We start from the raw sequence: 13914 nt of genomic DNA, 5'->3' as shown, positions 1-13914 counted from the left end.
ATAAATATGGCGATTAAAGTATTAGTCGTTGATGATTCGAGTTTTTTTCGTCGTCGCGTTAGCGAGATCATCAACTCAGAGGCTCGCCTAGAAGTCATTGATGTAGCAGTAAACGGTAAAGAAGCGGTTGAGAAAGCGAAACAGCTGAGACCTGACGTAATCACGATGGACATCGAAATGCCTGTCATGGACGGCATCACCGCCGTTCGTGAAATCATGGCTGCGTCGCCAACGCCTATTTTAATGTTTTCATCGCTAACGCATGATGGTGCGAGAGCAACGTTAGATGCGTTAGACGCTGGTGCTCTAGACTTCCTACCTAAGAAGTTTGAAGACATCGCTCGTAACCGTGATGATGCTGTCGCATTGCTTCAACAACGTGTGATTCAGATTGCAGCAAAGCGTGCGTTTATGCGCCGTGCTCCGATTGCGCCACGAGCTACAGCTACACCAGCAACAACTTCAACACCATTGCGCCAACCGATTTCAGCAGCAGCTTCAGCAGTGAAACCAGCGGTTGCATCAACGGCGAAATTCAGAGCTTCGGGTAAAAAGTATCAATTAACTGCAATTGGTACTTCTACGGGTGGCCCTGTTGCACTACAGAAAATTTTGACGCGCATCCCTGCACACTACCCACATCCGATTGTGTTAGTTCAGCATATGCCCGCAACGTTCACCGCCGCTTTTGCAAGCCGACTGAATACCTTATGTAAGATTGAGGTTCGCGAAGCACAGGACGGAGATGTGTTGAAACCTGGAGTGGCTTATCTTGCTCCTGGTGGTAAACAGATGATGGTTGACGGCCGTGCAGGATCTGCTCGCTTAAGAATTATCGATGGCGGCGACCGAATGAATTACAAGCCTTGTGTGGATGTAACCTTCGGCTCTGCAGCGAAGATCTACGGTGACAAAGTCTTGTCTATGATACTGACCGGTATGGGCGCTGATGGTCGAGAAGGTTCGCGTATGTTAAAAACTGCGGGCTCGACAATCTGGGCGCAAGACGAAGATAGCTGTGTTGTATATGGTATGCCTCAAGCTGTAGCAAAAGCTGGCATTTCTACTGAAGACCTCCCTCTAGACCGCATTGCGGAAAGGATTTTGGTTGAAGTTGGGTTAGCTTAGGTAAATCGAAATGATTGTTTGGAGTGTTGCAAACCAAAAAGGTGGTGTTGGTAAAACGACCTCGACCGTGACCCTAGCAGGTTTACTTGCGTTGAAGGGGCACCGTGTTCTGTTGGTTGATACTGACCCGCATGCATCACTAACCACCTATCTGGGTTACGACTCAGATACGGTGGAATCGAGTCTGTTTGATCTATTTCAGTTGCGTGAGTTTAACGCGCCGACAGTAAGACCTTTGATTTTACAAACGGAAGTCGAAGGTATCGATATTATTCCCGCGCACATGTCTTTGGCAACATTAGACCGTGTGATGGGAAATCGAAGCGGTATGGGGTTGATCTTGAAGCGTGCTTTGGCCGCTTTGAAAGACGACTATGACTATGTGCTTATCGATTGTCCGCCGATTTTGGGCGTGATGATGGTCAACGCATTGGCTGCCAGTGACCGTATTTTGATTCCGGTACAGACTGAGTTTTTGGCAATGAAGGGCTTAGAGCGCATGATTCGCACTTTGGCTATCATGCAGAAGTCTCGCAAAACACCGTTTAAGGTGACGATTGTCCCGACGATGTACGACAAGCGAACTAAAGCATCACTGCAAACATTAACTCAGCTAAAAGAAGATTATCCAAATCAAGTTTGGACATCCGCTGTGCCGATAGACACTAAGTTTCGAGATGCTAGCCTAAAGCGCTTACCAGCATCTCATTTTGCATCGGGTAGTCGTGGTGTATTTGCTTACAAACAGCTGCTTATTTATCTCGAAAGGCTGGCGATAAATGAGCGCGAATAAAGAATCAACAATGGCGCGATCAAGTTTATCAAGTGAACAAGCACTTGATGATTACTTTACTGCGCTGTTAGGTGATGAAATGCTGGATTCTGACGAATTTTTTGTTGACGAGACCAGCGATGAGTCATCATCTGCAGAGCCAGAGCCAGAGCCAGAGCCAGAGCCAGAGCCAGAGCCAGAGCCCAAACATTCGAGTTACTCGACCTATGCCGAGTTACGAGAAGCTGAATTTGAAGTGCCCAATCTGGAAGACGTTCAAAAATTACTGAGCCGCTTAGAAGCGACGAACGTGGTTGATGAACTGAATCTTGATGAATTAATGGATCAGAACACGCAGAAAATCGCTCAGCAAGCAGACATGCAGATGTTTGATGCGGCGGTGGAATCCGTTCAGCTTTCTGTAGAGCCTGAGATTCAAGATTGGAACCTACCAGAGTCAGATTCATCAATGGTTGTTGATCGACCTGTTGATCGACCTGTTGATCGACCTGTTGATCGACCAATTGAGCAGCAAGCCGAGTCTCCAATAGCTGAAGAGTCACCAATAGCTGAAGAGTCGCACGTTGAAGCTCTGCAAGACGAAACTCACACTGAAGAGTCAGAAATTGAATCTGTCAGTGAGCCCGAGGTTGAGCTTGAAACTCAATCTGGCGGTATTGAACGGTTTACCTCTTGGGAAACTACGGCTCGAACAGAAGATTTTCAGGTACTGTATTTTGACGTCAACGGGGTAACATTTGCTGTTCCTCTTGATGAGCTTGGTGGTATTCATCGCCTTGAAGAGCTAAGCCATTTGATTGGTAAGCCTGCTTGGTATTTAGGTTTGCAAACAAATCGAGATAGTCAGTTAGATGTGGTCGACACTGCAAAGTGGGTGATGCCTGAGAAACTAACGAATGATGAATACAAAGAAAACTATCAATATATAGTGATGCTTGGCGAAAGCTTATGGGGGCTCGCGGGGACTGAACTTAAAGGTACCGAGCTTCTTAATACAGATAAAGTTCGTTGGCGAGAAATGGCAGGTAAACGCCCATGGCTCGCTGGTATGGTAAAAGAAAAAATGTGTGCTTTGATTCATGTTGAAGCATTGATCGCCATGCTAAACGCAGGGCTAGATGTAAAAGCATTAAGCTAGTAATAAGCATTAGGCTAACAATAAACGCATCAAGTTAATAATAGTGGTCGGTAACGACGGCAAGAGGATTAAATATGTCTCATATGAGTGAAATTGAAGTAAGAAAAGACCCAACCAATGATGAAGTACTTCAATGGGTGACATTCCAGCTAGAAGAAGAAACTTACGGCATTAATGTTATGCAGGTACGTGAAGTACTTCGCTACAGTGAAATTGCTCCAGTACCGGGTGCTCCAGATTACGTTCTAGGTATTATTAACCTGCGTGGTAATGTTGTTACTGTTATCGACACTCGTTCTCGCTTTGGTTTGATGCAAGGTGAAATCACAGACAACACTCGTATCATCGTTATTGAATCTGAGCGTCAAGTCATTGGCATTCTAGTAGACAGCGTTGCTGAAGTGGTTTACCTACGTTCTTCTGAAATCGACACTACTCCAAGTGTTGGTACTGATGAAAGTGCTAAGTTCATCCAAGGTGTAAGTAACCGTGATGGCAAGCTGCTTATCTTAGTAGATCTAAATAAACTACTAAGCGAAGACGAATGGGATGAGATGGCTCACCTGTAATGTTTGAAGCGCTTCCTTTAAGCCCTGTTGCTCTGATTACCGGAGTCGGGGTTTTTACGTTATTCATCGTGATTTTGATTAGCAAAGTAAAACGTGCGATTCAAAAGCAGCTCGATCAGTCACGCCTGCAAGTTCGTAACTTGGACAAAGAGCTTCAAAAATCGAGCAAGCAATTGCTTGAGGTCCGCTCTGTCGTGGTTGGCCTTGGTCAGAAAGTGACGGAACAGCAAGATCTAATAAAGCACTTGAATGAACGCATTGTAGAGCTGGAACATGTTGATACCGATGGGCGCTTGTACACGCGTGCAACGAAGATGGTTCAGCTTGGTGCAGGGATAAACGAACTGATCGAAGAGTGTGAATTACCTAAAGCTGAAGCTGAGCTGATGATGTCTCTGCAGAATAAGCTCGCGGGTAAGGAAAAAATTCCTTCGCTAAGAAGTAACCCTTCATCGTACGATGAACAACCAGATGCATCTCATAAGCGCAGAGACCCAACTCGACGTCGTTAAAATGAGCGCTCGCTGCGTATTGAGTAATTGATGTTTATCGTGCACTCCTCTTAAAAGAAGCTTCGGCTTCTTTTTTTGTGCCTGACAGCTCTATATAGAACGATGTTTATAAGTGCTTGTATCTAAGGCAGTATCTTGTTTGTTGATGAAAATGTGTAAATTGTGATGCGGTGGTAACAGTTTCTTACGGAGTTTGTTCTATCGAAAACGCCTAGTCCTGTTTTGTCACCATATTGGTGTGCTACTATAGCCCTTTCATTACTCGACTAAATTTACCTATGCTTGAAGTCTCAAATTTAACTGCTATTCGTGACGACAGGGTTCTATTTGAATCGTTGTCTTTTCAATTGAAACCCGGTGAGCTGGTTCAAGTTGAAGGTCGTAACGGTACTGGGAAAACGACACTCCTTAGGATTATCACCGGCTTAGGTGATCGTGATGAAGGCACTATCTCTTGGGATGGTGAGTCCATTGAAACGAGTCGAGATGTGTATCACCAAAATTTGCTTTTTCTTGGTCACCAAACTGGCGTAAAACGCGAGCTTAGTGCCTATGAAAACCTGAGCTTCTATCAATCGATTCACAGCAGTGGAACGAGTAAAGAAGAACTTTACAATGCATTGGCTCAAGTCGGCCTTGCTGGACGAGAAGACGTGCCTGCAGGACAACTTTCGGCGGGTCAACAGCGCCGTGTAGCATTGGCTCGTCTGTGGTTAAGTAAGCAAATGTTGTGGATTCTAGATGAGCCGCTGACAGCCATTGATAAGCAGGGCGTTAAAGTTCTAGAGTCTCTTTTTTCTCAGCATGCAGACAACGGTGGCATTGTGTTATTAACCACACACCAAGATATGTTTGCTGATAGCCCGAAACTAAGAAAAATAAAGTTGGGTGAGTAATATGATTTCTTCAATGACAACGATCATTCGACGTGAGCTGTTGATCGCATTTCGTCGCCAAGCCGATATCTTTAACCCTCTGTGGTTTTTTATCATTGTCATCACCCTTTTCCCATTGAGTATCGGCCCTGAGCCAAACCTACTTGCGCGTATCGCAGCGGGCATTGTTTGGGTTGCTGCTTTACTTTCTGCATTACTCTCTCTCGAACGATTATTCCGAGATGATTTCCAAGATGGCGCCCTCGAGCAGATGATGCTGATGCCCATCCCGTTGCAGTTGGTAGTATTGTCCAAGGTCATAGCGCACTGGTTATTGACAGGGTTACCATTAATATTGATCAGTCCGTTGTTAGCGGTACTGCTGTCCTTGGATTTCGATACTTGGTTATCGGTGGTCTTAACGTTATTGGTTGGTACGCCTGCATTAAGCTTTATTGGTGCGATTGGTGTCGCTTTAACCGTTGGATTACAAAAAGGCGGTGTGCTGTTAAGTCTGCTTATTTTGCCGTTGTATATCCCAATTCTTATATTTGCTACATCCGCGATTGATGCGGCAGCACTAGGCGTTGCGTATAACGGACAATTAGCTGTGTTAGGGGCAATGCTAATGGGCGCAATGACGCTCACCCCATTTGCCATAAGCGCAGCGCTGAGAGTGAGTGTTAACTAGTTAATTATCTGATTAAAACTAGCTAACCAAGCACTCACTTCCACTTTGTTTGTTCAGAGTGAACTAATTGAAGCTTTTAAACTCATAGAGTCACTGAAAGAGACAGTAAGCCAAATAAATTATAATAATTATAGCTGTGATAGCTGTAAGCAATATGAAGTAAGAGTGAGATTACAACATGTGGAAATGGCTCCATCCCTATGCCAAAGCAGAAACCTCTTATCAGCTTGCTGGTAAACTTCTGCCGTGGTTCTCTATCCTAGCGCTATTGTGTCTATCAGTAGGTACTGTGTGGGGGCTTGCATTTGCGCCTTCTGATTACCAACAAGGCGATAGCTTCCGTATCATCTATATCCATGTTCCGTCTGCAATTTGGTCGATGGGCGTATACATGTCGATGGCAATTGCGGCATTTATCGGCTTGGTATGGCAGGTGAGATTATCAGACATGGCTGCATTGGCTATGGCGCCTATTGGTGCTGTCTTTACCTTCATAGCGCTGCTAACCGGTGCTGTTTGGGGTAAACCAATGTGGGGTGCTTGGTGGGTTTGGGATGCACGTTTGACCTCAGAGCTGATTCTTCTATTCCTATACTTGGGTGTGATTGCACTGCACCACGCGTTTGACGACCAAAAAACCGCAGCGAAAGCAGCCGGTATTTTGGCGATCGTTGGTGTCATCAACCTACCTATCATTCACTTTTCAGTTGAGTGGTGGAATACACTTCACCAAGGCGCGACGATTACTAAGTTCGACCAGCCTTCTATTTCAAGTGACATGCTATGGCCGCTTCTTCTCAACATCTTCGGCTTCGCCTTTTTCTTTGGTGCTGTGACTATGGTTCGTTTTAGAAACGAAATCATCAGTAAAGAAAGTCACCGTCCGTGGGTTCGTAAACTCGCGGCTGATAAAGCGTAGTAGGGTAGGTAATTATGTATTTTGAATCTCTGAGTGATTTCTTTGCCATGGGTGGCTACGCCTCATATGTATGGAGTGCATTTGGAATCACATTCCTCGCGATGATCATTTTACTGGTCTTAAGCGTTCGTCGTGGTAAGCAATTACTAAATGAAGTACAAGCTAAGATTGATCGTCAAGCTCGTATCGATGCAGCAAAAAATATGGAGAACACTCTATGAACCCAAGACGTAAAAAGAGGCTGGGCATTGTCTTAGCGATCTTTTTTGGTATCAGTGCAACTGTTGGATTAATGGTTTATGCGCTTAACCAGAACATGGATCTGTTCTACACGCCAACTGAGCTTGTTAACGGCAAAGACGGCAAGAAACCTGAAGTTGGCCAACGTCTGCGTATTGGTGGCATGGTTGTAGTCGGTTCTGTAAGCCGTGACAACGAATCACTACGTGTAAGCTTTGACTTGAAAGATGTTGGTCCTAAAGTAACGATTTTATACGATGGCATTCTTCCTGATCTTTTCCGTGAAGGGCAAGGTATTGTTGCTCAAGGCGTTCTGAAAGATGCGACAACAATTGAAGCTTTCGAAGTCTTAGCGAAACACGATGAAGAGTACATGCCTTCTGAAGTTGCTGAAGCAATGAAGAAAACCCATGAGCCAATGCAGTACTCGACAGAACAAAAAGAAGGAAGTGCTCAATGATAGCCGAGATCGGCCACTTTGCCATGATCCTGTCCTTAGGGCTGGGATTGCTATTGAGTGTGCTCCCGCTGTATGGGGCAGCTCGAAATAACACATTATTAATGAATAGTGCACGACCGCTATCATGGGGTATGTTCGGATTCTTAGCGATTTCGTTTTTTATCTTGTGTTACGCGTTCTACACCAATGATTTTACGGTTCAATACGTAGCAAGTAACTCGAATAGCCAACTTCCTTGGTACTACCGAATCACAGCGGTTTGGGGTGCTCATGAAGGTTCATTACTGCTTTGGGTTCTTATCCAAGCGGGTTGGACGGTTGCAGTAGCGACGTTTAGCCGTGGTATGCCTCAAGAGTCTGTGGCTCGCGTACTGGCTATCATGGGTTTGATTACTGTCGGCTTCTTGCTGTTCATTATCGTAACGTCTAACCCGTTCTTACGTACACTGCCTTACTTTCCTGTCGATGGCCGTGACTTGAATCCATTACTGCAAGACCCGGGTTTGATTATTCACCCGCCTATGCTTTACATGGGTTATGTAGGTTTCTCGGTTGCGTTCTCTTTCGCTATTGCTTCTCTAATGAGCGGTCGTCTAGATACGGCTTGGGCTCGTTGGTCTCGTCCTTGGACAATCGCTGCTTGGTTATTCCTAACGGTAGGTATCGCACTTGGTTCATGGTGGGCTTACTACGAACTTGGCTGGGGTGGCTGGTGGTTCTGGGATCCAGTAGAAAACGCTTCATTCATGCCTTGGTTGGCTGGTACAGCGCTGATGCACTCGCTTGCGGTAACAGAAAAGCGTGGCACATTTAAAGCCTGGACAGTATTGCTGGCTATCTCTGCATTCTCTTTAAGCTTACTAGGTACATTCTTAGTTCGTTCGGGCATCTTGGTATCGGTTCACGCATTCGCGTCAGATCCTGCTCGTGGTATGTTTATTTTAGGTTTCCTAGTGTTCGTTATCGGTGGTTCACTGCTGTTGTTTGCTGTTAAAGGCGCATCGGTTCGTGTCCGTGGTAACTTTGATTTGGTTTCTCGTGAAAACGCACTACTCGGCAACAATATCTTATTGATTGCTGCGTTAGTGGTTGTGTTAGTGGGTACATTGTTACCACTTGTTCATAAGCAGTTAGGGCTGGGCTCGGTTTCAATCGGTGCACCATTCTTTGATATGTTGTTCTTCTGGTTAATGATCCCGTTCTCGTTCCTATTGGGTATCGGTCCACTGATCCGTTGGAAACGTGACAACCTGTCTAAGCTTATTAAGCCAATGTTAGTTTCGGGTATCTTCTCGTTAGGTTTAAGTGCACTAATGGTGACCATGCTAGCTGACCGCTTCAGTGGTACTGCTTTTGCTGGTTGGGTGATGGCGTTCTGGATCTTCTTCATGCACGGCTTTGAGCTGCATGAGCGTGCAACACACCGTCATACCTTCATGAAGGGCCTGACTAAGCTGCCTCGTAGCCATTGGGCAATGATCTGTGGTCACATGGGTTTAGCCGTAACAGTGATCGGTATCGCGATGGTACAAAACTACAGCATCGAACGTGATGTGCGTTTAGCGCCAGGCGAAAGCTACCAACTTGAAGAATACAGCTTCCTGTTTACAGGGGTTCGTGACAAAGATGGCCCTAACTACGATGGTTACATCGCTGACTTTGAAATTACCAAAGAAGGCAAATACATCAACACGCTTCACGCTGAAAAACGTTTCTATACTACAGCTAAGTCTATGATGACTGAAGCGGCGATTGATCGTGGCGTAACGCGCGACCTTTATATCGCAATGGGTGAGCGTTTAGACGACAACAAATCTTGGGCTGTACGTATCTACTACAAACCATTTGTACGTTGGATCTGGGCGGGTTCTTTGATCATGTCGATTGGTGGTGTGATTGCTATCAGTGACCGTCGTTACCGTTTCCGTAAGCCAACGAAAAAGTCGGCTCAAGAGCAGGAGGCTTAATTCGAATGAACAAGAAGATTTTATTCATTCCATTGATTGCGTTCATGGTTCTAGCTGGAATCTTTGCAACTCAATTGATGCGTAACCAGTCGGGTGATGACCCGACTAAACTTGAATCCGTATTGATTGGTAAGCAGGTTCCTGAGTTTGGTCTAGAGGATTTGGAACAGCCGGGTAAGTTTCATGATCAAGCTATCTTTAAAGGTGAGCCTCTGCTTCTTAATGTGTGGGCGACTTGGTGTCCTACTTGTTATGCAGAGCACTCTTACCTGAATAAGTTAGCGGATCAAGGCGTTAAGATTATTGGTCTTAACTACAAAGATGATCGCAATAAAGCGGTTGGTTGGTTAAAAGAACTGGGCAACCCGTACTTAATCAGCTTGTTCGATGGTAACGGTATGTTAGGTCTTGACCTTGGCGTATATGGCGCTCCTGAGACCTTCCTCATTGATGCCAGCGGCGTGGTTCGTTACCGCCATGTTGGTGACGTGAACCCGACTAACTGGGCATCGACGCTTCAGCCGATGTACCAAGAGTTATTGGAGGAGGCGAAATGATTAAACAAACACTTGTAGCAATGTTTGCCACCTTCGCTATCTCTGCGTCGGTAACGGCTGCGCCTATCGAATTTCATGAGTTTGATACGGTTGATCAAGAGCAACAATTTAAAGATTTGAGCAATACGCTTCGTTGCCCAAAATGTCAGAACAACACGATTGGTGATTCGAACGCGGAACTTGCGGTCGACTTGCGTCAAAAAGTGTATGAGATGACAAAAGATGGCAAGTCTGAGCAAGAAATTATTGATTACATGATTGCTCGTTACGGTAACTTTGTAACGTACAACCCACCACTGACCTTAGCGACATCTATCCTATGGGTTGGTCCGTTTGCGGTTGTTGTATTAGGTTTTGGTTTGATTGTTTTACGAAGCAGAAAGTCAAAATCAAAAGCAGTAGAGTCCAATAAAGACTGGGATGCAGACAAAGAAGCACGTTTAAAAGCGTTACTCGACGAAGAGAACGACGGAGATAAACAGTAATGACTCTATTTTGGATTTCTACAATTGTCCTTTCGCTAGCCGCAGTTTTATTGATTGTTCTGCCTTTTTTGAACAAGAAGGAAAACAACGATGACGTGCTTCGCGATGAGTTGAATAAAGCCTTCTATAAAGATCGCTTAGTTGAATTAGAGGTAGAAGCTGAAGAAGGCCTTGTTGATAACCAACAAGAACTGATCGCTGACTTAAAACAGTCGCTACTTGATGACGTTCCAACGCAAGAAAAAATCAAGAGAACACAAATATCTACGCTGGGTGTCGTTGTACCGTCAGTGATCCTGGTTCTGGTTGTGACTTATGGTATGTACTTTCAGTTTGGTGCATTAGATAAGGTTCAACACTGGCAAGAAGTGAGTTCAAACCTTCCTGAGTTGTCTAAAAAGTTAATGTCATCAGAAGGTGGAACGCTTACCGATGATGAACTTGAAGATTTGACTCTAGCGCTTCGTACTCGTCTTCACTATCAACCAAAAGATTCAACTGGTTGGTTACTGCTTGGTCGTATTGCATTAGCAAACCGTGACGCAGAAACAGCGAAAGATTCTATGGAAAGAGCTTACAAACTTGAGCCTAAGAATGAAGATGTTCAGCTAGGTTTTGCTCAAGCACTGATGCTTTCACCTGATGAAGCCGATCAAAACCAAGCGCGTTTGATTTTGAGCCGTTTGATCCAAAACGATTATGTCGACCTTCGAGTGTTCTCACTGCTAGCGTTTGATTCTTTTGAACGTCAAGATTATCCGGGTGCTGTGAAGTACTGGAGCATCATGCAACAGATGATTGGTCCACAAGACAGTCGCTACGAGATGTTGTCACGCAGTATTGAAAGTGCTCAGAAGAAAATGGGCGACACCATGGGTGTTGACCAAGGTAAGAGCGTTGCAGTAACGCTTGAACTATCTGGCGATGTGAACGCTGATCCTAAGTCTGTGCTGGTTGTTTCGGTACATAGAGCTGATGGTTCGCCAATGCCGGTCGCTGCAGCCCGTTACCCATTGGGTTCTTTCCCACGCACTGTTGTTCTCGATGATGGTAACAGCATGATGGAAGGCTCGAAGTTGTCTAGCCTTGAAACTCTGATGGTTAGAGCTAGGCTTGATACAGATGGTAACGTTTCAACTCGCGATGGTGATTGGTACGGTGAAAGTGAAGTGGTTGAACTGGGCGCTCCAGTGACCATTAATATCAATAAGCAATATTAATCATCATTTTGCATAGGTGTTAGCTATTCCGATTTTGCAATAAACGGTATAGACTTACGCAAACAATTGAGGCCAGCGATTGCTGGCCTTTTTTTATTATTCCTTATGGAAAAGGTGATATGTCTGTCAGTGTTTTAAGACTCTCGAGTTTACTTTTTATCGCAAGCTTAACGGTGGGCTGTTCTAGTGCGCCAGATGAAAGCACGAACGATAATAACCTCGAAACCTCTGAATACGTCGAAGAATCCCACCCGAATGACCCTTTCGAAGGGTTCAATCGAGCGATGTGGGATATCAACTACGAATATCTTGATCCTTATTTAGTTCGTCCTGTTTCTCTCGCTTATGTTGGCTACACCCCTGTTCCAGTTCGTTCTGGTATCTCAAATTTTTTAGCCAACTTAGACGAACCTGCGAGCATGGTGAACAACATATTCATGGGTAATGGCGAGAAAGCACTCGACCATTTCAACCGTTTTTGGATTAACTCAACTTTTGGTCTGTTAGGCCTAATCGATATTGCCAGTGAAGCGGGTATCACCAAATATGACGACAAGTCGTTTTCTGATGCGATTGGTCATTATGGGGTAGGGAATGGGCCGTACTTTATGGTGCCGGGTTATGGTCCTATTACGACTCGTGAAGTGACGGAGCAAGTGGATAGTTTATATGTGCCTTTAGCTCTGTTGAACTTCTGGGCGAGCCTCGGAAAGTGGGCATTTGAAGGTATGGAGACTCGAGCTCAGTTAGTTTCTCAAGAAGCTTTGTTGGATGACTCGCCAGATCCATATGCTCTGACTCGTGAAGTTTACATTCAGCGTCGTGACTTTAAAGCCGAAATCGAACCGGAAGAAGTCGATCTTGAAGAAGAAGATTTCATTGACGGATACTTAGAAGATTACTAGATATAAGATTTTGAATAACTGATAAAAGAAAGGCTCGATGTTGAAAATAACATCGAGCCTTTTTTATATTTGCTACTTTAGATTAAGTAACCAGATTAGAAACGGTAGTTAGCTTGGATACCTACTAGCCAAATGCTACCCGTCACTTCACCTTCGAAGCTACCGCCAAATAAATCCGCAGCAGTATCGGTTTCATGCATCTTAGCATCTTTCGCTAAAATGTAAGTGAAGCCGGCATCTAGAGTTAATTGCTCAGACCATTGGTATCCAGCACCAATGCTTAACCAAGTACGGTCTGTTTCTGGGATCGTTGCTGTACGGTGTTCTTCACTTACCGCTGAAGTGTCGTATGCAATACCAGAACGTAAAGCTAACTTAGGTGTCATTTGGTAAGTCGTACCAAGAGCAAAGCGGTAGTTGTCTTCCCAGTTCTCTTGTTTGATTTCTACGCTGTTTTCACCCGGAAAATCAGCAACAAGCTCTTTAAAACTGCTCCAGTTTGTCCAGTTAATGCTTGCGTGAACCGCAACTTTTTCAGTAAGCTGGTGGAAGCTAGCAAGTTCCGCTGTTGCTGGAAGAGCAAGATCCATTGAGCCGCTCTTGTGAGCTGCTGGGTTTGCTTGGTTGAAACCAAAGCCTTTTGCATAGCCTTCTAGAGTTAGGTCTACTTCTGATTTGTAGGTAAAGCCTAGGCGGTTGCTTTCATTGATCTGCCATGCTGTACCCACTTGCCAACCCCAAGCCGTATCATCGCCTTCCATATATTTTAAAGCAGTGCCTGCAGGTAAAGGAACTAGAGAGTTCGCTGTAGATACTGCACCAAAGCTACCTTCAGCCATGATGTAACGAACACCACCACCAATAGATACGCTCTCAAGTACTTGGTATGCCGCGTTTAGGTTTAGCTCCATTGTGGTAACGCTTGCTTCGTTACCGTGGTTTGCGCCACCAAAATCTTTACCTAGATCTGTTTCCATGCCGTAGTTAGTACCAGCAGCAAAACCTAATGCAAACTTGTCGTTGTACTTATGAGAAACATAAAAGTTTGGAATTACTGCACTGTGTGCAAAATCACTAGAGTTTGATGAAGTAGAGTGACCCATCATAGACGTAGAAGTACCGTCGATATCAATGTTCGGGTCAACATAGATAGCGCCAACAGAAACTTGTGTGCCTTCTAGATAAGTAAGAAGGGCAGGGTTACGCCATTGTGAACCAGCGTTGTCTGCGATTGCTGCTTCACCAGCATACGCGCGGCCAAGGCCTGTTGCTGAGTATTCTGCTAGTTGAAAACCGGCCGCGTGAGTGACGGTAGAAGTCGAAAGTAGTCCAACTGCCACTGCAGCAGATAGAAGAGTCTTATTCATTTTCATTATTATGTTCGCTGAATCATAAGTATTTAGTGTCGTGATTCTACGTTTAGAGTTATTACTTTAAAAATGAAATTCGAATAAA

Annotated in this window: 16 protein-coding genes; 15 read left to right on the top strand and 1 reads right to left on the bottom strand. The window is 44.9% G+C overall.

The window, feature by feature from the left end; translation table 11 throughout:
- Positions 1-6 precede the first annotated feature (6 nt).
- From L3V36_RS12390 to L3V36_RS12320, 15 genes are all read left to right on the top strand, one after another.
- Entirely contained in the window at positions 7-1128 is a 1122-nt protein-coding gene (locus tag L3V36_RS12390; RefSeq protein WP_017076809.1) for a chemotaxis response regulator protein-glutamate methylesterase, read from the top strand.
- A gap of 10 nt (positions 1129-1138) precedes the next feature.
- Positions 1139-1921: a ParA family protein gene (locus L3V36_RS12385; RefSeq protein WP_017076808.1), complete on the top strand. Its 783-nt coding sequence runs from the start codon at positions 1139-1141 to the stop codon at positions 1919-1921.
- Entirely contained in the window at positions 1908-3059 is a 1152-nt protein-coding gene (locus L3V36_RS12380; protein WP_208775072.1) for a chemotaxis protein CheW, read from the top strand. Before L3V36_RS12385 ends, L3V36_RS12380 begins: the two co-directional genes overlap by 14 nt.
- A gap of 74 nt (positions 3060-3133) precedes the next feature.
- Complete coding sequence (locus tag L3V36_RS12375) at positions 3134-3628, top strand: chemotaxis protein CheW (protein ID WP_004736225.1); 495 nt, start codon at positions 3134-3136, stop codon at positions 3626-3628.
- Positions 3628-4140: a DUF2802 domain-containing protein gene (locus L3V36_RS12370; protein ID WP_102494865.1), complete on the top strand. Its 513-nt coding sequence runs from the start codon at positions 3628-3630 to the stop codon at positions 4138-4140. The genes L3V36_RS12375 and L3V36_RS12370 overlap by 1 nt, the downstream gene beginning before the upstream one ends.
- Positions 4141-4418: 278 nt before the next feature.
- A complete protein-coding gene (gene ccmA / locus L3V36_RS12365) occupies positions 4419-5036 on the top strand; it encodes a cytochrome c biogenesis heme-transporting ATPase CcmA (RefSeq protein WP_012603450.1) in 618 nt (205 codons plus the stop codon).
- A 1-nt stretch (position 5037) separates the two neighbouring features.
- Positions 5038-5706 carry a heme exporter protein CcmB gene (gene ccmB, locus L3V36_RS12360; protein WP_004736228.1) on the top strand — a complete coding sequence of 223 codons (669 nt, stop codon included), beginning with the start codon at positions 5038-5040 and terminating at the stop codon, positions 5704-5706.
- 178 nt (positions 5707-5884) lie between these two features.
- Entirely contained in the window at positions 5885-6625 is a 741-nt protein-coding gene (locus tag L3V36_RS12355) for a heme ABC transporter permease (protein ID WP_004736229.1), read from the top strand.
- Positions 6626-6639: 14 nt separating this feature from the next.
- Positions 6640-6846 carry a heme exporter protein CcmD gene (ccmD, locus tag L3V36_RS12350; RefSeq protein WP_004736230.1) on the top strand — a complete coding sequence of 69 codons (207 nt, stop codon included), beginning with the start codon at positions 6640-6642 and terminating at the stop codon, positions 6844-6846.
- Positions 6843-7325 (top strand): cytochrome c maturation protein CcmE, encoded by a 483-nt coding sequence (gene ccmE, locus L3V36_RS12345; RefSeq protein WP_017076805.1) that lies wholly within the window; start codon positions 6843-6845, stop codon positions 7323-7325. The genes ccmD and ccmE overlap by 4 nt, the downstream gene beginning before the upstream one ends.
- The gene (locus tag L3V36_RS12340) at positions 7322-9292 is read left to right on the top strand and encodes a heme lyase CcmF/NrfE family subunit (protein WP_017084525.1); all 1971 of its coding nucleotides are present in this window, start codon (positions 7322-7324) and stop codon (positions 9290-9292) included. Before ccmE ends, L3V36_RS12340 begins: the two co-directional genes overlap by 4 nt.
- A 5-nt stretch (positions 9293-9297) precedes the next feature.
- A complete protein-coding gene (locus tag L3V36_RS12335) occupies positions 9298-9849 on the top strand; it encodes a DsbE family thiol:disulfide interchange protein (protein ID WP_017076803.1) in 552 nt (183 codons plus the stop codon).
- Positions 9846-10334: a cytochrome c-type biogenesis protein gene (locus L3V36_RS12330; RefSeq protein WP_004736036.1), complete on the top strand. Its 489-nt coding sequence runs from the start codon at positions 9846-9848 to the stop codon at positions 10332-10334. Before L3V36_RS12335 ends, L3V36_RS12330 begins: the two co-directional genes overlap by 4 nt.
- Positions 10334-11554: a c-type cytochrome biogenesis protein CcmI gene (ccmI, locus tag L3V36_RS12325; protein ID WP_004736037.1), complete on the top strand. Its 1221-nt coding sequence runs from the start codon at positions 10334-10336 to the stop codon at positions 11552-11554. Before L3V36_RS12330 ends, ccmI begins: the two co-directional genes overlap by 1 nt.
- A gap of 119 nt (positions 11555-11673) precedes the next feature.
- Entirely contained in the window at positions 11674-12459 is a 786-nt protein-coding gene (locus tag L3V36_RS12320) for an MlaA family lipoprotein (protein WP_017076800.1), read from the top strand.
- Positions 12460-12554: 95 nt separating this feature from the next.
- Here L3V36_RS12320 and L3V36_RS12315 read toward each other — a convergent pair whose 3' ends face one another.
- A complete protein-coding gene (locus tag L3V36_RS12315; RefSeq protein ID WP_102447222.1) occupies positions 12555-13832 on the bottom strand; it encodes an outer membrane protein transport protein in 1278 nt (425 codons plus the stop codon).
- Positions 13833-13914 lie beyond the last annotated feature (82 nt).

The sequence above is a fragment of the Vibrio sp. G-C-1 genome, assembly GCF_021728015.1.
In the GTDB taxonomy this organism is placed as follows: Bacteria; Pseudomonadota; Gammaproteobacteria; order Enterobacterales; family Vibrionaceae; genus Vibrio; species Vibrio splendidus.
Note: the sequence above shows the minus strand (reverse complement) of the source record. Positions and strands in the feature narration are given on the sequence as shown.